We start from the raw sequence: 21,496 nt of genomic DNA, 5'->3' as shown, positions 1-21,496 counted from the left end.
AATTAGATTGCGCAGGGTATGACGCCTGATACAGCCGAGGTACAGAGAGCATTAACGGCATAAGCCAAAACCGGATTAACGGGGTAGGCAAATGCTATTTGCCATAGGTGTTGAATTACTCAGCGAGTATAGAAACCTGCGCGGGCAAACCAGGATACAGAGGCTTTAGCGGGATATAACCATGGGCGACAAGCGCAAAAACTAGCACCTGGATTGCGTGCTGGTACAGAGCGCAAAAAAGGCTGCAACTTAATAAGAGTGAATGTTGGGGTTTGTCAAATGAAGTCAGTTGCAGAGATTTGGCAGCGGTAAACTTGGTTATGAAAAGGGCTTTAGTGATAGAGAAAAATCAGTCGTAAGGGTCATATTCAAGGGCGAATGCCACTTGATCATAACTAAAGCCCTGCCCCATCAAGTGACGAATTCGGCGAGCCTTTTCTTTCATATCATCAGCGGGAGTATCGCCGAATTTCTTTAGTGCGCGGCTGCGCGCCAAGGCAAACCAGTCACAATCACAGGCATCCAAAACCTGCTCGATACACTGTTTGTTCAAGCCTTTTTGCATCAGTGCCTGACGCACTTTTCCCGGGCCGTGGGCCTTGGCAATATGGCTGCGCAACAAGGCTGCAGCGAAACGCTGATCATCGATAAAGCCTTTGGTTTCCAGACTATCCAAAGTCTGTTCTACCTCAAGCGACTCAAAGCCCTTGCCCAGTAAACGGCTCTTGAGTTGCTCGCGGCCATAGTCGCGGCGCGCCAACAGCGCGACCGCAACATCCATTACCGACTGGCTCAGAAAACTTCTCCGGTTTCCAAGTCGATATTGCCTTCACCCGTCTCGGCGCTGGCAGGAGCTGCTTCTGCTTTGCTGAGCAGTTTAGCGCGCAGTGCCGCTTCGATTTCGGCAGCCACTTCAGGGTGTTCCTTGAGGTACTTACCTGCATTGGCGCGGCCTTGACCAATCTTGTCACCCTTGTAGCTGTACCAGGCACCGGATTTTTCCACCAGCTTGTGGGCTACGCCTAAATCAACCAGCTCACCGGTACGGTTGATACCCTGACCATAGAGAATTTGGAAATCGGCTTGTTTGAAGGGGGCGGCAATCTTGTTCTTAACCACTTTAACCCGGGTTTCGTTACCAACAACCTCATCACCCTCTTTGATAGCGCCTGTACGGCGGATATCGAGACGAACTGAGGCGTAGAACTTAAGAGCGTTACCACCAGTGGTGGTTTCAGGGTTACCGAACATGACCCCAATCTTCATCCGGATCTGGTTGATGAAGATAAGCAAAGTGTTGGACTGCTTGAGGTTACCGGCAAGCTTACGCATTGCCTGGCTCATCATACGAGCCGCCAGCCCCATATGGGAATCACCGATTTCACCTTCGATTTCAGCCTTGGGAGTCAGAGCCGCCACTGAGTCAACAATGATAACATCAACGGCACCACTGCGAGTCAGCGCATCACAGATCTCCAGCGCCTGTTCACCCGTATCTGGCTGAGAACACAGGAGGTTATCGATATCCACGCCCAGCTTCTTGGCGTAGATAGGATCCAGTGCGTGCTCGGCATCGATAAAGGCACAGACTTTGCCTTCACGCTGCGCCGCAGCAATCACTTCCAGTGTCAGAGTTGTTTTACCTGAAGATTCAGGACCATAGATCTCAACAATACGGCCCATTGGCAGACCGCCGGCCCCTAGAGCCACGTCCAGAGAAAGCGAACCGGTAGAGATGGTTTCGACATCCATGGTTCTGTCTTCACCCAGTTTCATGATAGAACCTTTACCGAACTGCTTCTCTATCTGTCCCAGAACTGCGTTAAGCGCCTTCTCTTTGTTTGGATCTATTTTCATTCCTGTTCCCTCTTGATTGCGGCGTAATACGTCGCCTGAAATCTATGTTGCCGCCCCTTTATTCAGAGCTTTGGGGTAAATACCAATCTGCCACCTAGTATACTGTACAATCATACAGTATCAAGTGCTGGCGGTAATTTATTTAAAGGCCGCTTGCTGATCAATCACTTGTGACCGAAGGCGTAAAATTTCCCCGCCCACGACTGGCTCAGTGATGAATAACTGATACTATTGGCGCCATTAAAAAAGGGCAACCGCTCTTGGAAACACAGTCAAGGAAATATCTGAAAGCTCCCATGAATGCAGTGATTACGCCTATGGATAACCCGGATTTGGAAAAACACACCCCTATGATGCGCCAGTATCTATCGATGAAGGCGCAGCATGCCGAAATGCTGCTGTTTTATCGCATGGGGGACTTTTACGAGCTGTTTTACGATGATGCCAAAAAAGCCTCCGAGCTCTTGGGTATTTCACTGACGGCCAGAGGCAAGAGTGGTGGCGATCCTATTCCTATGGCGGGTATTCCTTATCATGCGGTGGAGGGCTATCTCGCCAAGCTGGTGCAGCTCGGTGAGTCGGTTGCCATCTGTGAGCAGATTGGTGATCCGGCCACGTCCAAAGGGCCGGTCGAGCGCAAAGTAGTGCGCATAGTGACTCCGGGAACTCTCACCGATGAAGCGCTGCTGCAAGAACGTCAGGATAACCTGCTGGCCGCCGTCTACGAAGGCAAGAACGGTTTTGGCTACGCCACCTTGGATGTGGCCTCCGGCCGTTTTGTGATTGCCGAGCTGGCCACTCTTGAATCATTGGAGGCCGAGCTGCAACGCACCAAACCGGCCGAGCTGCTCTACAGCGAAGACTTTTCCCAACAAAGCCTGATTGCCGGCATCAAGGGCAAACGCCGTCGTCCCGAGTGGGAGTTTGACTTGGATACCAGCATGCGATTGTTGCTGGATCAATTCGGCACCAAAGATCTGCGTGGTTTTGGCATAACAGACGCCAGGCTGTCACTGCAGGCAGCCGGCTGCCTGATGCAGTATGTCAAAGATACCCAGCGCACCGCTCTGCCCCATATCAATGCCATTACCCGCTTTAACCAGAGCGACAGTATAGTGTTGGATGCTGCCACCCGGCGGAATCTGGAACTGACGGTGAACCTTGCCGGTGGCCGGGACAATACTTTGGCTTCGGTGCTGGATGCAACCGCCACCCCCATGGGCAGCAGGATGTTACAGCGCTGGATCCATCAGCCACTCAGAGACCATCAACAGATTGGCCTGCGGCAAACCGCTGTGGCAGAGTTGATTGCCAGCGGCCTGTTCGAGCCGTTGCATGACGACCTAAAGGCGCTTGGTGATGTGGAGCGGATCATGGCGCGCCTGGCTCTGAGAAGCGCCCGCCCGAGAGACTTTGCCCGTCTGCGACAAGCGCTGGCGCTGTTGCCGCAACTGCAGCAACTATTGGCAAATACCCAAAGCCCCGAGCTTGGCCGTTTGAAACGTCAGCTCAGTGAATTCCCTGAAGAGCTCGCGCTGCTGGAGCGGGCGATTGTCGACAACCCGCCGGTACTTATTCGTGATGGCGGCGTGATCCGCGATGGTTATCATGCCGAACTGGATGAATGGCGCCGCCTTAGTGAAGGCGCCAGTGACTATCTGCAACAGTTGGAAGTCAGGGAAAAAGAACAAACTGGAATAGCCACCCTGAAAGTCGGCTTCAACCGGGTACACGGCTACTATATCGAAGTTTCCCGTGGACAATCGGCACTGGTGCCCCTGAGCTATCAAAGACGCCAGACATTGAAAAACACCGAGCGCTATATCATCCCCGAGCTGAAAGAGTATGAAGAGAAAGTGCTTTCCAGTCAGGGCAAGGCGCTGGCACTGGAAAAACAGCTTTGGGACGAACTGTTCGATCTCCTGCTGCCCAAACTCAGCGAACTGCAGGCTTTTGCCATGGCGGCGGCCGAGTTGGATGTACTGAGCAACTTTGCCGAGCGGGCCGACAGCCTCAACTACCACCAACCGGAGTTGAGCGATAAGCCGGGCATACATATTGAAGCCGGGCGTCACCCAGTAGTTGAGCGAGTCAGCCAGGCTCCCTTTATCGCCAACCCGGTAACCCTTAGCCCTGAGCGTAAAATGTTGGTGGTCACAGGCCCCAATATGGGCGGTAAGTCCACTTACATGCGTCAGGTGGCGCTGATCACCCTGATGGCACATATCGGCAGCTTTGTGCCGGCAGATAAGGCGATTCTGGGGCCTGTTGACAGGATCTTCACCCGTATCGGCGCCTCGGACGATCTGGCCTCGGGCCGCTCCACCTTTATGGTGGAAATGACAGAAACGGCCAATATTCTCCACAATGCGACCGCAGAGAGCCTGGTGCTGATGGATGAGATTGGCCGCGGCACCTCCACCTATGACGGCTTGTCACTGGCCTGGTCGGCGGCAGAGTATCTGGCCCAGCGACTGGGCGCCATGACACTGTTTGCCACCCATTATTTCGAGCTGACTCAGTTGGCAGAATTGATGCCCCAGGTTGCCAATGTACATCTGGATGCCATGGAGCATGGCGACAGCATAGTCTTTATGCACGCAGTGCAAGAAGGAGCCGCCAGCAAGAGCTATGGTTTGCAGGTTGCTTCACTGGCCGGTGTTCCGGCCTCGGTGATCAAGGCCGCCAAATTGAAACTGCAACAACTTGAAAGTCGCGATCACGGTCAGGCACCCCATGTTCAGGCACAGGCCACACTGCAACTGGAAACGCCGCCATCTGAGCTTGAACTTCTGCTTGGCAGACTGAATCCGGATGAACTCAGCCCGAGAGAGGCGCTGGACTTAATCTATAAACTCAAGGCGTTGGCAAACTAAACCTTTGAATTTCTGTTTTCAGCTCAACTTGAAACAACGATTTCACCGAGCAAATGCGCCTGTTGCGCGGTTGATATGAAGGCCGCTTCGTGAAATAGAAAATCCGATGACACTGGTCATCGGATTTTCAGCTTTTCCATAAGATCCTGGTTTAAATGCTCAACACTGAGCCCAGATTCTCCTTCAATGCATCATGGCCTGACTTAGAACTTGTGCTCCAGACCAACACCTATGTACTTGTCATCATCATCCACATTTTCCATGGAGCGATTGGTGTAGAAGGCAAACAGCTTGGTTGGCTTACCCAGCTTGTAGTCAGCACCGATAGACCAGGAATCACCCTTATCTTCCATATCCTGCCACTGACCTTTCAGAGTCACTGCATCAATCTTGTACGCCGCGCTCAGCAGGTAACCGTTCTTGCTGTCACCATCGACGGACTTCTCTTCCTGCTGGAACATACCACCCAGAACGAAGTTGGCCAGCTTGGCCTGTACTGTGGCGCGCAGGACATCGTAGCCCTTAACTTCTGAGTCATAAGCAACAGAGGCGAATACTGCGCTCTTTTTCAGATCCTTGTCACCGTACATGGCAGCAATAGAGAACCCATCTTCACCACCCTGTGACTTGGCAGCTTCAGCAGCATAAGTGGCACCAACTTTGAAACCACCGAATGAAGGTGACAGGTAAGTTACAGTTTGCTCAATACGGTTTTCACCCTTGAACAGGCTCTTGAGGTCGCCTGACAGGTCGTTGAACTGGTCAACTTTACCTTGAGCGACTTTCAACATGGTGTCATTACGACCCACAGAGACAGCACCGAAGTTACCTTTCAAACCAACAAACTGATTACGAGCCAAGAAGTTATCTTTGGCATCATTACCTGTATCTACCTCATATTCCACTGTGTAGAATGCAGCCAGATCGTTACCCAGATCGAATTCGCCTTTCACGCCAAAACGAGAGGCATTGCTTTGAACCGCAGTTTCAGAATCGTCAGCAGCAGCTTCGTCATTTGACTGAACAGTAACATTCAACTTGCCGTAAACGGTCAGCGGCTCGGCAGCGTGGGCAGAGGCCAGAGAGACTGAAGCTATGGCTGAAGCGAGTAGTGTTTTGCAAAATGCATTCATCATTAATTCCTTTCGACGTTCTCTTCGTCTTGGTTATTGGTTTGGAACGAGCGAAAGTGTGCAACGAGTCTGTTGCAGTTTTATTTCATCTTTTAACCTGCCAGATTCATTATGCCTTTAGAATCTCCTTAAAAAAGGCAAAAACCCTTAACCACGCGGGCTAGCGACAAGCAATACACCATATGACATTTTGGTTAAATCTTTCCCGGGTTGAAAAATCTGTGCTAACGGGGCGGGTTTACCTTGAGGATTTCATGCCTTACACTGCGGCTTTATTTTTCAAAGAGCGCCTGTCATGTGGTTTAAAAATCTCACCGTATATCGTTTCAACAAACCATTTTCTACCGATATAGAGGCACTGGAGACTGCCCTTGAGGGTTTCACCTTTTCTCCCTGCTCCAGTCAGGACATCAGCAAGTTCGGTTTTTCCAAGGCTTTGGGCAAACTGGGGCACACCCTGGTTCACAGCGCCAATAACCGTCACCTCATCTGTGCCACCAAAGAGGAGAAGTTGCTGCCTTCTCAGGTCATCAAGGAAGCGCTGGAAGAAAAGGTGTCGCTGCTGGAAGAGGAAGAAAACCGCAAGCTGACCAAGAAAGAGAAAGATGCGCTCAAGGATGAAATCACCACCACACTGTTACCAAGAGCCTTCTCCCGTCGCAGCCAAATCAAGGCGCTGTTGCTGCTGGATGAGCAACTGATCCTGGTAGATAGCTCCAGCGCCGCCAAGGCCGAAGAACTGCTGGCCTTGCTGCGTAAGGCACTCGGCAGCCTGCCTGTGGTGCCAATGAGCACCAAGACACCGATTGAAGTGCAAATGACCGAATGGCTCAAGCAAGGCAATGCCCCAGCCCCCTTCACCATTCAGGATGAAGCTGAGCTCAAGTCTGCCGCCGATGATGGCGCAACCGTGCGCTTCAAGCAGCAGGATCTCGGCGAAGAGGAAGTACTGGCTCACCTGGAAACCGGCAAGCAGGTGCATAAACTGGCACTGCACTTCGGTCAGTCCATCGCCTTTGTGCTGCAATCCGATGCCGGACTGCGTCGCCTCAAGTTCTCGGAAGAGTTCCGCGCCGCCACCGATGATGTTGCCGGTGAGGATCCGCTGGCAAAACTGGACGCTGACTTTGAGCTGATGAGCAGCGAACTGGTTGCGCTGATGCTGGCTCTGGTCGATGCCCTGGGCGGCGTTGAAGATAGCCTGTAATCCCTATCTCCAAGTAGAAAAGACGCCTGATGGCGTAATGCCGTTCACTTAGTGTGAACGGCATTAGAGTCTACCTCAGCTTTGGTCAGCAAGCTCCAAGGTAGAAGTCCCCTGTGCTGATATAAAATAGACGCCATAAAAAACGCCGGCACACCTGAAGATGCGCCGGCGTTTTCTGGACAATCAGATTCAGGACTTATCAGACTCAGGATGTATAGTTACCCTGAGCGTCAAACGGCCAGTCTATACCGAGCCAAGCCTTGAAGAAGGCTTTCTGGGCGCGGCTGACGCTTTCCTTGGGCTTAATTTGCAGCTTGCCGGATTGCTCTGAAGCCAGAGTCACACGCCGCTCTATGAGCTTATCGTCGTGGAACAGGGTCACAGTCAACTCATCACCTGCGTCAAAGTCGGCCAAACGTTTGCCATAACCTTCGGCGCTGACTTTCAAGCCATTGATAGCCAGCAGCTGATCGCCGGCGACTATGCCCGCCTGCCAAGCCGGACCACCACGCTCAACACTTTGCAACACCAAAGAGCCGGAAGTGAGTGTCATACCGGCAAAGGCCTGCTCCTTACTGTCTTTGCCATAGGCGGTCTTAAGCCCTGCCTGACTCAGCAGTTTGTCAAAGTCCAGCACCAAGGGGGCATTGACATGGCTCTGCCACCAAGGCTCATAGTCCTTGCCGGATAAGTTTTTCAAAATACGTTTCACATCCGTAACATTGTACCCCTTGGGAACCTTATGCTCACGATAGAGACTTCGGTGCACATCCCGGTAGGACACCTCTTTATCTGTGTCCTGCAGCAGTGAGAAGTCCAGTGCCAACGAAGTCAGATAACCTTCTGAGTAGATGTTCACACTGTGGTTGATGGCGTAATCGCCGCCTGTGCTAACCCATTGACCGGCGCTGGCTTCGGCCACCGACTGAATTTCCCGCCCCGGCTTATGCTGATTGGCATTGACCCGCTTGGCCAGGTCTTCCATAAACTCTTTAGGCGTCATGATCCCGGCACGCAGCAACAACTGGTTTTGAAAATAGCTGGTAGAACCTTCCGCCATCCACAACAGCTCTGTCATATTCTCCTGTTGGTAGTCGTAGGGCACCAGTCCCTCCGGGCGATAGGCCTTGACGTTCCAGGTATGAATAAATTCATGGGAAGCCGTGCTGATGAAACGCAGATAGTCCTGGCGCTCACGGAAGTTGAATCTGGGCAGCTGGATAATGGTTGAGTTCAAATGTTCGGTGGCGCCGCGGGCTCCCGAGGTGGCGTGCACCATATAAACATAGCGCTCGAAGGGATAGTCGTCCCAAATGGCCGCTGCCGTAGCGGACAACTTACCCAGATCGGCCTCTATCTGCGCCAGGTCATAGTTGCCCTCGCCCCAAACCACCAGCTCATACTGTTTGCCGTCGGCCTTGAAGGCGCGATGTTGGCTAAGCCCGGTTTCAATCGGCGAGTCGACCAACACATCATAGTTGGCAGCCACAAACGAATGAGGCTTATCACCCGCGGCCATCCCCGAGTAACTGCGCCAATCGCTCGGCACATCCAGTGTTACCTTGACAGGCTCCTGACGAAAATCAGGGCTGTACATGAATACGCCGCTGGCATCCAGAAACGCATGACTGGCATCAATATGCCTGACTCTTTGCCCCAACTCATTGGCGTAGAGCTGATAGCTAACTGTGACCGCAGTCGGCTTGGATAAAGCCACAGTCCACTCACCGCTGGCACTGCGTTTCCAAGGCAGGCTATTGCCCTGCTCGTCCGAGGCATGAAAACGACGAACCCCGTCCGCCAGCGGCAATACCTGATACTTGCCGGTACGCCAAACCGGCAGATTAACCTTGAGCTGTTGCCCGGAATGTTGCGGAAAAGTAACATCAACCTGAGCCAAATGATGTTCGGGACTTTTCAGATTTATCTGATAATCAATGTCAGCCAAAGCTGAAGATGTCCAGCCCAGTGTTGTCAGTAGGGAAGAGTAAGATATGATTGACAAAACAGCGGATTTCACTCGTAATTCCTTCTTATGTCATTGTTGTTATAAAATCGGCCGAGTATAACAATTCGGGGAGTTCACCTCACCCGTTGCTAATAAAAGCTAACAATTAAGTCCCCAAAGAAAGGGACAAAGGCAAATATATGTACTTTTTCAGGGTTATCTTCATCGCATCCATGCTGCTTGTGGGTCTGGCGCACGCCGATGAATTGGATGATATAGAGATAAATTTCAGAGAGCAGCCCAGGCAACTCCATAGCACTGTGGTCAGTTCAATACCAAAATCACTGCAATATCTTTCTCTTGAAGAGTTTCAGACCAGCGCATCTGAATTGGGCTATACATCGGGACAATTGATAAACCAGCTTATCCTGTTGGCGCGACTGGATCTGGATGCTCAAGTGCTGGTTCCGGGCCGGCTGGAACAGGCTCTGGAAATCATTGAACTATTAAAGATAATTGCCCGCAGCGACTATGAAAAAGCCGCTCTCTATAACTTGGAAGGTCGTTATCTTGGTCGGGTTGATCAACAGTATCAACAAACTGTCGCACTCAACCAACAGGCGCTCGAGCAGTTGGGCGAAGCAGAAGACAAACGTAGTCAATTACTCAGGTATGTCATCTATGAAGATCTGGGTACAGTGAACCTGATAGCCAAACAACCTATCCCCTCTCTGAACGCCTACAACCAGCTCAGAGATACCGCCTACCAACTAAGAAATGATTACCTGATAGCCAATGCCGAGGCGGCGTTGGGCAAATACTATAATGTGAACGATCAGCAGACCAAGTCGCTGCAGCACTACACCGAAGCTTTCCGCTTGGCCAGCCGTTATAACCATCCCAATCAGAAGGCGCTACTACAGCTGAACCTGGCCAAGCTCTATCGGGATATGGAGCAGTGGGACGAGGCTCTGGAGTTTGCTCATGGAGCAGCCGATGCCTATACGGCTATGGGTTCAGGCTCTTTTCTATCCCATACCATGACGGTTATCGCCATGGTATATGCCAACACAGGCGAGTGGAATAAAGCAATAGACTACTACCTCAATGCCCAGCAGCTTGATGCCGAGCTAAAAAACTTTATCGCCCAGGGGTTAAACTTCCACAACCTGGGGGAAGCTTACTTCAATTTGAACGACCATCAGGTCGCCCTCGATTACCTGTTTCAGGCCAACGCAATATTCAAAGACAGAAAAAGCAATCATTACCTTGTTTACAGTGAGATGCTGATAGCTGAAGTAGCGCGCGCCATAGAGGATTGGCCTTTAACTATGCAGCACGCCACAGAAGCACTGCGACTGGCTAAATTATTGGCGTTACCACAAGAGCAGATTGAAGCTCTGGGTCATCAAACCTATGCTTACAAGGCGCTGGGACAATATCAACAGGCGCTGCTCTCTCAGGAGCAAAGCCTCCAACTACAACAACAGCTGCTGGAACAAGAACGGAATGCCAACTCGGATGTCAGCTCCTCTGCTGTCACAGAGCAAAAATTGAAGTTGGAAGTAAGTCAACTCAGGCAGGAAAAGCTACAACAACAAGATTCATTGCATACCCGTAATATCTTGCTGGTGGTCAGCTTGGGGTGCAGTCTACTGTTGCTGGCACTGACGATGCAGCAATATAAATTGCGTAAACGTATGGCAAAAACCAACCAGGCCCTGAAAACGAAAATGCAGCTGGAACCCATAACTGGCCTGCCCGGTTATCGCGCTCTGCTTGGCAATATTTCGAGTAAAACCAAGGGACTGGCGCTACTATCTCTTGAGAACGAGCTCAACAGCGACCTCACCTTGGGCAACAGCCTGGCGGCGCCGAGACTCGCGCAACAGGCTGAGGAGATTACCGCTACCACAGGTGCCAAGGTATTCCTGCTCAGACCCGGCCTATTTGCCCTGACTCTTACCGAAGAAACCAGACCGGCACAGCTTTACCATCAACTTAGCGAATGGCAATTCCAGGGGCAAACCCCAAGACTGGCCCTGGGGTATATTCCGCTGCCACTATTGGCTAACCCGGATGTTAAATTGTCTCTTGAAACCCTGGTTGAAACCACTCAGATGGCCCTTGCCGGAGCCATCAGTTTGCAGAATAACCAAGGCAGCTATGTCGGTTTCAGTACTCTGGACTTCACCCCGGCTGCCATCTTCTCAGCCCCGCTCTATCTGCAACTGCAAAAGAGCATTATCCGCGGCCTGATAAGAGTAGAAACCAATGGTGAGAAAGATAAGATCCACTGGCCGGAGGTACTCCAACCGTCCAGAAGCGAACATGTGTCAATAATTTGATCTAAACGACAAAACTTTGTCTCAACAACTAGATGGCAGATTTGCACTCCGGCCGGATTGCGATACCATTTAGAAGTGTCTGGAACCGGCGTCATAAGAAATCAAGCCTCTGATGACCCGACGATTGATTCGATCGCGCATCGAAGGAAAATAACAGGAATGAAGGACTCAAACGCAACGGTGTCGCAACTGGGTGTACTGAAACAGAAATTACACTCTACCAAAGCCGCGTTGGATGAAATGAATGAAGACAGAAATGCCAAACTGCAGGCGTTACTGCAGTTTATTGGTCATCTCAGTCTGGCCTGTAAGGGACAAAGTCTGGAGCTGGATAATAAACTGGCCAAGCTTAGACATAACCTGGGAACCTATGAGCGTATTGATGATGTCCTGCTGGATCTGGTCGATGTCGAACGTCTACTCAAGGGACAGTACCATCATGTGATGGGTCAACTCGAAGAAGGCCGCTCCAGTCTGAGCAAATTCAGCCGTCAATTGCAACGAGTCGACTCCATGCCCGAACGCCTCAAGAAAGAGGTCAGCTATTTCAAGCAGGAGCTGGGCAAACCTTTTCATACCGTCTGGGACTATATTCCAAAGGTCGAGCAACTGGTGGGCTTTTATGAGCAACTGCTCGAAAGCCAATTTGAATCTGAATCTCCCATTGCTGTCTTGCCTAAACACAGGCAGCTTGGCCATGAATTGGCGCAGATGATATCCAATATAGAGTTTCGCAAAGATCAGCGTGATCAGGTTTTGGTGATCAAAGAGCTGTTGGCCTCGGCCGAGATAGATGTCGAGGCTCTGCTGGAAGCCTATCAAACGATACTCTCACTGCTGCTGGACAACATTGCCCGCGAAAAAACCGCCTCGCAGGAGTTTCTGTTTGCCCTCAACGATGCCCTGAGTGCCGTACGGGAAGTGGTCAGCGATTCTTACAATCAGTCCCAGCGCAGCCATCAGCTCAAGAACCAACTGAATCGCGAGCTCAACGCCCAGGTAGACAATGTTGGCGCATCACTGGTAGATATTGATGACATCACCGAGCTAAAACAACAGATCAGCGAACAACTGGCCACCATTCGTGCCAGCCTCGCCCGTAAAGAAGCGCTGGAGCAGAGAGAGCAAGCCTTGCTACGCAAGTCGATAGAGATTATGCGTAAAGAACTGAACGACCTCTCCAGCGAAGCCACCACCTATAAAGAAAGGCTGTTTGAACAACAAAAGCTCAACATGCTCGATACCCTCACCCAACTGCCCAACCGTGCAGCCATGGAGGAGCGGATGGAGCAGGAATACCGCCACTTCCAGCGCAATAAGCAGCCCCTGTGGCTGGCGGTAGCCGACATAGATCACTTCAAATCCATCAACGATAGCTTTGGTCATACCACAGGTGACAAAACACTGCAGGTTATCGCCATGGCGTTGAAGAACTCCCTGCGTGATACTGAGTTTGTTGCCCGTTACGGCGGTGAGGAGTTTGTTCTCATCATTCCGGATGTTTCCCCCAAGGATATAGAACAACTATTGAACAGGGTGCGCGAAAAAATTAAAAATATTCCTTTTAAATTTAAAAATCAGCGTATTACAGTTACAGTATCCATAGGGGCCGCGCAGATATTGGATGGCGAACACATCCAGGAAACCTTCGAACGTGCCGATGCGGCCCTCTACAAAGCCAAACATGAAAGCCGTGACAGAGTCATTATAGATTGACAGCAATGACTCCGGTTTCAGCTCAAGGAGTCGTCATGATAGTCAGGATCAGTCCCCGCGGCAGTATGGACCAACTGTCGCAACTGGAGGCAGACCGCCTCAAACAGAGTGCCAAGAGTGACCTTTACCAACTCTACCGCAACTGCTCTTTAGCCGTTTTGGCCTCGGGGCAGCAGACTGATAATGCCAAAGAACTGTTTGAACAATTCCAGGACTTTGAAATCAATGTGCTGCGCCGGGAGCGTGGTATCAAGTTGGAGCTGGTCAACCCGCCGGCCAGCGCCTTTGTCGATGAGCAGATAATTGTCGGCATTCAGGAACATCTGTTTGCCGTGCTAAGGGACATCATCTATGTCAGCAACAAGTACGATGGTCTGAAACACATCAACCTCACCAATGCCAGCCACATCACCAACGTGGTGTTCGACATTCTGAGAAACGCCAGAGCCATTACCCCGATGCAGGATCCCAATGTGGTAGTCTGCTGGGGCGGCCACTCAATAAACGATACCGAATACAAATACACCAAAGAGGTAGGCTACCAGTTGGGGCTAAGAATGCTGGATATCTGTACCGGCTGTGGCCCAGGTGCCATGAAGGGGCCAATGAAGGGCGCCGCAATCGGCCATGCCAAGCAGCGTATTCATAACGCCCGTTACATAGGCCTGACCGAGCCTAGCATTATCGCCGCCGAGCCGCCCAACCAGATAGTCAATGAACTGGTGATTCTGCCGGATATTGAAAAACGTCTGGAGGCCTTTGTTCGTCTGGGGCACGGCATAGTCATTTTCCCCGGCGGTGCCGGCACCGCAGAAGAACTGCTCTACCTGCTTGGTATTTTGCTCAACCGCGAAAATGCCGATATTCCCTTCCCGCTGGTGCTCTCCGGCCCCAGAGAAAGCGAAGCCTACTTCCGCGAAATCGATGCCTTTATCGGCGCCACCCTTGGCGAGCAGGCGCAGCAGAAATACCAAATCATCATAGACGACGCCCCCCAGGTCGCGCGTATTATGCGTGCCGGGATGGAAGAGGTTAAACGTCACCGCAAGCAAACCGGTGATGCCTACCAATACCAATGGAGCCTCAAGATAGAGCCGGAATTCCAGTTGCCCTTTGTACCCACCCATGAAGTGATGGAAAACCTCAACCTGCACTTCCAGAGCAACAAGGCTGAGCTGGCGGCCAACTTACGTAAGGCGTTTTCCGGCATAGTCGCGGGCAACGTCAAAGCCGAAACCATGAAAAACATCGAGCATCATGGTCCATTCAAGCTCAAGGGTGACCCCGAGCTGATGGCCTTGATGGATAAATTACTGGGCGCCTTTGTCAGCCAGCAAAGAATGAAGTTACCTGGCACCGCCTATGTTCCCTGTTATCAAATAATGAAATGAACCGACTGCTGATTATCGATGGCATGAATCTGGTGCGCCGCCTGCATGCGGCGCAGCCGGATGAAGCCGACATGCAAGGGCTGACCGAGCGCAGCCGCAATGCCTGCCAGAAGCTTATTCGCCAGCACAGCCCCACCCACGTGGCCATAGTCTGGGACGGCGATGAGGAATCCTGGCGCAAACGCCTGTATCCTGATTACAAAAAAGGCCGCAAACCTATGCCCCAAGCCTTGGCCGATGGCCTGCCGGCACTGAAACAGGCACTGGCCGAAGCGGGCATCGGCTCCATCAATGCGCTATCGGAAGCCGATGATGTTATCGCCACCTTGGCCAGCAAGTTGTGCCTGCGCGGTGGTGAAGCGATTATTGTCTCTACCGACAAGGGCTTTTGCCAGCTGAGGTTACCGCGTTTACTGCTGTGGGATCATTTCAATGGCGCTGCCATGGATATTGCCGCACTGGAGCAGAAACTCGGCATAGAGCAGAGCCAATTGCTGGACTTTATGGCCCTCAGCGGCGACAGCGGTAATAAGATCCCCGGTATTCAGGGAATAGGTCCCAAGACGGCCGGTGAACTGCTCAGAAGCTTTCGCACTCTGGCCAATGTCTACAATGCGCTCGATACTCTGGGAGCTAAACAAGCCAAGAAATTAACCGAGGGCAAGGAGATGGCGCGCCTCAGCTATCGCTTGGCAAAACTACGCACCGATCTCGAACTTAATATTCGCTTGAACCAGTATAGAGTCAAAGAAAGCTAAGACTCTCAACGCTCAAATTAAGCAATAAAATGGAAAAACCGTATGAAAGGTAAAGCCCCTGTGATTATCGGCAGCATCTTTGTCGCCTATCTGCTCTTTGTTGCCGTGGTCATCCTCTTCTATGAACCTAAACCCGAAGAGATGAGCTGGGAAGACAGGCAAGCCTATAACCTGTCCAAGGTCACTGAATTACAACTGGGGCAGACACTGGAACAAACCATTGAAACCCTGGGCAAAGCCGATTTCAGCGAAGCCATGCAAACCCATGGTCAGTCGTTGCAAGTGCTCTTCTACCGCACCCAGCATGTCAAATCAGACGGCAAGACCACCAAAGACGAGTGCACCCCACTATTGTTTAAAGATGGCCGACTCCAGGTCTGGGGCGAAGACACTTATCAGCAATATCTGCAGCAACATATACAGCCCCTGCAGACCAACCCCAAACAGACACAGAAATAGCGAACCGGGCTCAAATATCGGCTTGAGTGCAAACGCTCTAAACGCCTAAACCCTTGGCAGCCTTATTGGCTGCTAATTATTTTTAACAATCCTCTTCCAACGGATATGCTGCATTCCCGGCCAAACAGTTTAATGACGTAAACAAATATGAATGACTAACTGATTTTCCACCGCCGCTAATTCTATCTGGAACAGAACTGGCTGATAAAAGCCCCCAACGCCCAATGGAATTGGGGCCAGATCTGGTGGTGGATTTTGCCCAGTGCCCTCGCCTGTTCTTTGCTGAACCTTGCGCCGACATCCTCTCTTCAATAGAGCCGTTCGGGGTTGAGCGTATTAAAAACCCTACAAGCCAGGTGAAAATCTGTATGCCGAGATAGACATAGGTACAAGAGACGAACTGGATAGCATTGCTGAAGTGCTTTATGCCTATTTTCAATCTAAAGAAGACACCCACAAACAAAACATATTACAAACACACTGTTTACACTGATGCTGTCGCGAGTATCTTATACCACTCAATACAAAGTGAACTGTCTTGCTCTTGAGTAAACCCAGATTGAGCAATAAAACGGAATAACAATATGAAAAATAAGGCACCTCTCGTTATCGGCAGCATCTTTCTCGCCTACCTGGCCTTTGTTGCCGTGGTCATTATCTTCTACGAGCCAAAGCCGGAAGACATGAGCTGGGAAGACAGGCAAACCTATAACCAGTCTATGATCTCCGCCCTGCAACTGGGGCAAACACAGGCAGAAGTCACCCAAACCCTGGGCAAAGCCGACTTCAGCGAAGCCAAGCAAACCTATGGTCATTCACTGCAGGTCCTCTTCTACCGCACCCATCACAGTAAATCAGACGGTAAGACCACCAAAGATGAATGCACCCCACTGCTATTCGAAAATGGTCAACTGCTGGCCTGGGGCGAAGACACTTACCAGCAATATCTGCAGCAACATTCGCCGCAGCAAGTGCTACCCAAGGCCCCAGCTCAACCCGAATAACGGCAGCTATGACAGGCTGACACAGAATATTGAACACCCTCCTTCCCTCTCACGAAAAACAACACTTTACATCCAGAACCGACTGAAGAATCCCCTCCACATCGCCAGCCCCTACCCTATAAAAAAAGGCGACCAATTAGGCCGCCTCTGTGAGTTATTTTGCCAGCAAGAAAGTTCAGTCTTCCGCCTTGGGCTCGCGATAGGCTTCGCCCTTTTCAAGCCACTCGGGGGCCTTGGCACCCTTGAGGTAATGATCGAACCAGTCTTTCATCCGCACACTGTAATCCAGCTTGTTGGGATACTTCTTCAAATGGTGCGGCTCGTCCTGATACTGCAGCAAGACCACATCTTTTCCGGCGCGGCGCATTGCCAGGTACAGTTCAACCCCTTGCTCCCAAGGCACGGCATCGTCTTTGTCACCGAACATAATCATCATCGGCGTTTGAATGCGGTCGACATAAAACACAGGGGAGTTTTCTATGTATTTCTGCGGCGCGCGCATCAGGCTTTCACCGATACGGCTCTGGCCGGTTTCATACTGGAACTGACGGGCAAGGCCGGTGCCGTGACGTATGCCGCTGTAGGCACTGGTCATATTGCTTACCGGGGCACCACTGACTGCGGCCTTGAAGATATTGGTCTGGGTCACGGCAAAAGCTGTCTGGTAACCACCCCAGGAGTGGCCCTGAATACCCACTGCATCCGGATCGGCAATCCCCATGTCGATAAGCTTCTGTACTCCGGCGGTCAACGCCTTAACAGAACTGATACCGGGATAGCCGACTTCAAAGCGAATATCCGGCAGGAAGATGACGTAATCATCGGCGGCATACCAGGCAAAGTTGGGCCTGTGATTGATTTTCATGTCCGGAAAGGCGTGCAGGCGATCGCTCATAAAGCGGTAGAAATACACCAATACAGGATAACGCTTGCCACTTTGATAGTTGGCAGGCTTGATTAGTACGCCGTCCATTTCACGGCCATCACCGTCGCGCCAGTGCACCAGCTCTGACTTGCCCCAGGGCAGTTTGCGGCGCTGGGCATCGAAATCGGTTTGTTTGACCGCCTTGGCCGGTTCAAGCAAAGCCGAGCTGTAGAGATCCGGATAGCTGTCGTAACGCTCCTGACTGAACAGCAAGGTATCACCCTTGTCGGCCCTGGCCAGCACAGACAGCTTGTTGTCGTTGGCAAGCAGCGGCGTCAGCTGAGCCCGGCCGATAACCGCACGGTAAAAACCGTCGGCCTTGGTCTTGTGGCTATAGCCCTGCAGCAACACAGCCTGGTTGCGCGCCACAGTGGCCGGATAAGCCTTGTCTGGCTGGGCCAGTGCTTCAATACGCAGACTTAACTGCTGCTTGCGGCCCTCGCCACCTGTCAGCATAAAGCCGTCGTGGGAGCGGGTATCAAATTGCCAGATATCGTATTTGTCGTACACCAGCAGGCCTGAGTCATCCTCGAGCCAAGGGCCGAAGCCATAGCCGGGCGCCGCAGATGGATAATCATGATCTTCGTCGGCGAAGCTAACCTTGAGCTTGCTGCTGAGGTTATGCTTGCGACCGCTGGCCACATCATAGAGATAGATGCCGCCCTGCTGATAAAAGGCCAGGTATTTACCTGCCGGTGACAGGGTTGGCGCACTGTTGCTTGGCTGTTGGGTCAATACCCGGGTCTTGTGACCTGTATTGATATCCACCAGGTAAAAGTCCCGATAGAAACCGGCCCAGGTGATCATCTTGCGATAGGGAATATCCGAGCTCCCCAGCAGCACCCGCTTGTGTTCGCTCAACTCAATGTCCGGCACCTTGCGGTCGGCCAGTTGCACCAGGTTGCGCGAACCAAGATGCAGCACAGCCAGATAGGTGCGGCTCTGCTCTTTTTCATACTGTTTGACTTCGTTGGGCTTGATCAGCGGATCATCCCCGTGCCAGAGGCGTAGATCCCGCTGGGCACTGACCAGCGCGGTGTCGTACAGGTCGCTGCTCTGCTCCACCTTAGGGATTTGCAGCTGCTTGCTTATCTCGGGCACCCGACCGAAGAACAGCCGCTCACCGTCGGCCGAAAAGCTCAGCTTGGCATGGCGATTAATGAGCCAACCCTTGCTGTCGCCCTTACTCGGCAAAATCTGACTCAGTTTGCCCGACTCTCTGTCGTAGAGAGACAAGGCATAGGGGCGCTCATTCGCATCCAGCGCCGCATCACCTCGGGTATAGGCAAGATAGCGGCCATCACGGCTCAGTGCCAGGGCGCCAAACTGCTTGTCGGCTTGGCTGCTGACCGATTTGAGTTCAAAGCTGCGGGTATCGAGCACAGAGATGCTGTGGCTATTACTGGCACTGTCGTTTTGCGCCAGTGCCAGCACGCTGCCGTTATAAGCCAGTTGCCAGGCGGTCACATGCTCGAAACGCTGTGACTTACCGCTTGCCAGCGACAACAGCTCGAAACGGCTACCGGCATCCAGTTTCGGCGTTTTGGCTACTGGAGCCTCAGAGGCGGATGCTTGAGTGGTTGCTTGAGTGGCGGCTTGGGCTGAGGCCTCTTTGGCATCAATGCCGTTTGGCTCTGCGCTCTCTTTGCTTTCTTCATCGGCTTCATACCAGATAGCCAGCAAAGTGCCGTCTTCGCTGAAGGCATAAGACTTGACCCGCTCAAAGCGGCGCTGCTCACCTGTGGTGTTATCCAGCAGCAACAAGCCTTTTTTCAGCTTCTTGCGCGCCTTGGGGGCAAGCTTTTCCGATTCGAGCAGCGAAGGCGCCAGAGTAAAGGCAGTGTAACGGCCATCGGCTGACAACTGCGGCTTGGAGCCACCGGCGACATCATAAACCTTGGTATTGGCCAGTGACTTGACCACACCACGGCTGTCGCCGCGATCCGGCGCGACACTGTAGGCCAGCACCTTGCCTTGTGGGTCGAGAACCTGATCGGTAATCGACTCAAACTGCATTATATCCTTGAGGGTCAGTGAGGGGCTGCTCTGGGCACTGACAGCGGTCGCGAAACCGGCTGACAGCAACAGCAGCGAGGCTAAGGGCGTTAACTTCAAGATCGTCCTCTTCTTCATTGTTGTTAGACTAAAGTAGACTTTATTATTTTATTGGCGTTCCATCATGGTCAGGCACCTGCTCTTTAGCAAGCTAACCCACACAAAAAAGCGTGATATTGCTCACTATTCCCTGTGAAAACGCGTTGAAAGTGTATAGAATAGCGGCGTTCTAAAGTACAAGATCCTCAGTCGAAAACCGTGTCGATGACATGGTCTGATAAATAGCAGTAACGACCAACCGTGGAAGGACCTCTCCATGTCAAAAAGAACTATTACCGTGATCCCTGGTGATGGGATCGGCCCCAGCATTATCGACTCAGCCCTTAAAATTCTCGATAAGGCGGGGTGCGACTTTGAATATGAATTTGCCGATGCCGGTCTGACTGCTCTGGAAAAACACGGTGAGCTCCTGCCTCAGCGCACGCTGGATCTCATCGAGAAGAACCGTATCACTCTCAAAGGCCCACTGACAACCCCTGTTGGCGAAGGCTTCACCTCTATCAACGTGACCCTGCGTAAGAAGTTCAGCCTGTACGCCAACGTGCGGCCTGTGCTTTCCTTCAAGGGCACCCAAGCCAGATATGAGAACATAGACATCATTACAGTGCGTGAAAACACTGAAGGTATGTACTCAGGCCTGGGACAAAAGCTGTCTGAAGACGGTGCCATTGCCGAAGCCACCAGTATCATTACCCGTCAGGGTGCCGAGCAGATTGCTACCTTCGCCTATGAACTGGCTCGCAAGGAAGGTCGCAAGAAGGTGACCATAGTCCACAAGGCCAACATCATGAAGTCGACTTCAGGCCTGTTCCTGAAAGTGGCCCGTGAAGTCAGCCAGCGTTATCCGGATATCACTACCGAAGAGATGATTGTTGACGCCACTTGTATGAAGCTGGTGATGAACCCGGAAAACTTCGACGTGATAGTCACCACCAACCTATTCGGTGACATTTTGTCTGATCTCTGCGCAGGTCTGGTGGGTGGTCTGGGTATGGCCCCGGGCGCCAACATCGGCAGCAACGCCGCTATCTTTGAAGCGGTTCATGGCAGTGCCCCGGATATTGCCGGCAAAAACCTGGCGAACCCAACTTCAGTGATCCTGGCATCTATCCAGATGCTGGAATACTTGGGTATGTCAGATAAAGCCGCCGCCATTCGCGCCGCCGTTTCTGCGGTTATCGAAGAAGGCGACCGCACTACCCGCGATCTCGGTGGTACCCATGGCACCACTGACTTCACCCAAGCGGTACTGGATAGACTCTGATCTAATATCAACTCAGTAAGTTGCTAAAAAGGATGACCCAAGGTCATCCTTTTTTATGTCTGCGTTAGCAGGCAATGGGAAACATCCGTCGCCGGAGGCCCAACCAATGTTTTTGGCTATTTTGAGCAGAAAGCTATGTTAGCCGCTGTGGCAGCGGGTTAAAGTCGTGGAGCAAGTGCATCCATGCACAACGGCCAGTTCGCCATCCCTGGCTCGCGCTCGAAGCACGTTGCTAGACGACACTCGCCGCCCCACACCCGAGGAAAGGGGGCTGTATCGACTCGCCCCCTTTCCAAACCCCCAGCGACCCGCGACGCAGCGGAAACCCCCTTGTGCTTTTGATGCCAATTCGCTATCGCGCCAGACGCTCAGAGTCACATCCATGTGACTCTGGCCCAGCTCAACATCCTGTTTCGCGCTCGTGAGCTCATCTCTAAGCGACACTCGCCCCTGATTAACTGGCGCAGAATGGGCATCTGCCGGACAGGAGTCCTA

The 21,496-nt window shown here is 52.1% G+C and carries 14 protein-coding genes; 9 read left to right on the top strand and 5 right to left on the bottom strand.

Annotated elements, in window-relative coordinates:
* Window positions 1-349: 349 nt before the first annotated feature.
* Window positions 350-781, bottom strand: coding sequence for a regulatory protein RecX (locus SIL79_RS12630; protein WP_144361703.1), 432 nt, complete (start codon window positions 779-781; stop codon window positions 350-352).
* A gap of 11 nt (window positions 782-792) precedes the next feature.
* Window positions 793-1,857 carry a recombinase RecA gene (gene recA, locus SIL79_RS12625; RefSeq protein ID WP_039034396.1) on the bottom strand — a complete coding sequence of 355 codons (1,065 nt, stop codon included), beginning with the start codon at window positions 1,855-1,857 and terminating at the stop codon, window positions 793-795.
* Window positions 1,858-2,174: 317 nt separating this feature from the next.
* Between recA and mutS the strand changes: the two genes are divergently transcribed.
* Window positions 2,175-4,733, top strand: a complete 2,559-nt coding sequence (mutS, locus tag SIL79_RS12620; RefSeq protein WP_404830129.1) for a DNA mismatch repair protein MutS — start codon at window positions 2,175-2,177, stop codon at window positions 4,731-4,733.
* A 203-nt stretch (window positions 4,734-4,936) separates the two neighbouring features.
* Here mutS and SIL79_RS12615 read toward each other — a convergent pair whose 3' ends face one another.
* Complete coding sequence (locus SIL79_RS12615; protein WP_039034397.1) at window positions 4,937-5,869, bottom strand: porin; 933 nt, start codon at window positions 5,867-5,869, stop codon at window positions 4,937-4,939.
* A gap of 292 nt (window positions 5,870-6,161) precedes the next feature.
* Here SIL79_RS12615 and rdgC point away from each other — a divergent pair, with 292 nt between their 5' ends.
* Entirely contained in the window at window positions 6,162-7,073 is a 912-nt protein-coding gene (rdgC, locus tag SIL79_RS12610; protein ID WP_025889123.1) for a recombination-associated protein RdgC, read from the top strand.
* Window positions 7,074-7,278: 205 nt separating this feature from the next.
* Here rdgC and SIL79_RS12605 read toward each other — a convergent pair whose 3' ends face one another.
* Entirely contained in the window at window positions 7,279-9,093 is a 1,815-nt protein-coding gene (locus tag SIL79_RS12605) for a M61 family metallopeptidase (protein WP_144361704.1), read from the bottom strand.
* Between the two features lie 128 nt (window positions 9,094-9,221).
* Here SIL79_RS12605 and SIL79_RS12600 point away from each other — a divergent pair, with 128 nt between their 5' ends.
* The 6 genes from SIL79_RS12600 to SIL79_RS12575 all read left to right on the top strand — a co-directional run bounded on the left by SIL79_RS12600 (window position 9,222) and on the right by SIL79_RS12575 (window position 16,697).
* Window positions 9,222-11,369: a tetratricopeptide repeat protein gene (locus SIL79_RS12600; protein WP_319619312.1), complete on the top strand. Its 2,148-nt coding sequence runs from the start codon at window positions 9,222-9,224 to the stop codon at window positions 11,367-11,369.
* A gap of 159 nt (window positions 11,370-11,528) precedes the next feature.
* On the top strand, window positions 11,529-13,085 hold the full coding sequence (locus SIL79_RS12595; protein ID WP_144361706.1) for a GGDEF domain-containing protein: 1,557 nt from the start codon (window positions 11,529-11,531) through the stop codon (window positions 13,083-13,085).
* Between the two features lie 35 nt (window positions 13,086-13,120).
* Complete coding sequence (ppnN, locus tag SIL79_RS12590; protein ID WP_039034401.1) at window positions 13,121-14,476, top strand: nucleotide 5'-monophosphate nucleosidase PpnN; 1,356 nt, start codon at window positions 13,121-13,123, stop codon at window positions 14,474-14,476.
* The gene (xni, locus tag SIL79_RS12585; protein ID WP_071476806.1) at window positions 14,473-15,234 is read left to right on the top strand and encodes a flap endonuclease Xni; all 762 of its coding nucleotides are present in this window, start codon (window positions 14,473-14,475) and stop codon (window positions 15,232-15,234) included. The genes ppnN and xni overlap by 4 nt, the downstream gene beginning before the upstream one ends.
* Window positions 15,235-15,276: 42 nt before the next feature.
* The gene (locus SIL79_RS12580) at window positions 15,277-15,693 is read left to right on the top strand and encodes a DUF3192 domain-containing protein (protein WP_319619311.1); all 417 of its coding nucleotides are present in this window, start codon (window positions 15,277-15,279) and stop codon (window positions 15,691-15,693) included.
* A 584-nt stretch (window positions 15,694-16,277) separates the two neighbouring features.
* Entirely contained in the window at window positions 16,278-16,697 is a 420-nt protein-coding gene (locus SIL79_RS12575) for a DUF3192 domain-containing protein (protein WP_071476805.1), read from the top strand.
* Window positions 16,698-16,872: 175 nt separating this feature from the next.
* On the opposite strand, the gene SIL79_RS12570 is transcribed toward SIL79_RS12575, so the two are convergent.
* Entirely contained in the window at window positions 16,873-19,737 is a 2,865-nt protein-coding gene (locus SIL79_RS12570; protein WP_071476804.1) for a prolyl oligopeptidase family serine peptidase, read from the bottom strand.
* Window positions 19,738-19,993: 256 nt separating this feature from the next.
* Between SIL79_RS12570 and SIL79_RS12565 the strand changes: the two genes are divergently transcribed.
* On the top strand, window positions 19,994-21,001 hold the full coding sequence (locus SIL79_RS12565) for an isocitrate dehydrogenase (RefSeq protein ID WP_025011991.1): 1,008 nt from the start codon (window positions 19,994-19,996) through the stop codon (window positions 20,999-21,001).
* The last annotated feature ends 495 nt before the right edge of the window (window positions 21,002-21,496 follow it).

It is taken from the genome of Shewanella indica, assembly GCF_033842865.1.
GTDB classification, from domain to species: Bacteria; Pseudomonadota; Gammaproteobacteria; order Enterobacterales; family Shewanellaceae; genus Shewanella; species Shewanella indica.
Note: the sequence above shows the minus strand (reverse complement) of the source record. Positions and strands in the feature narration are given on the sequence as shown.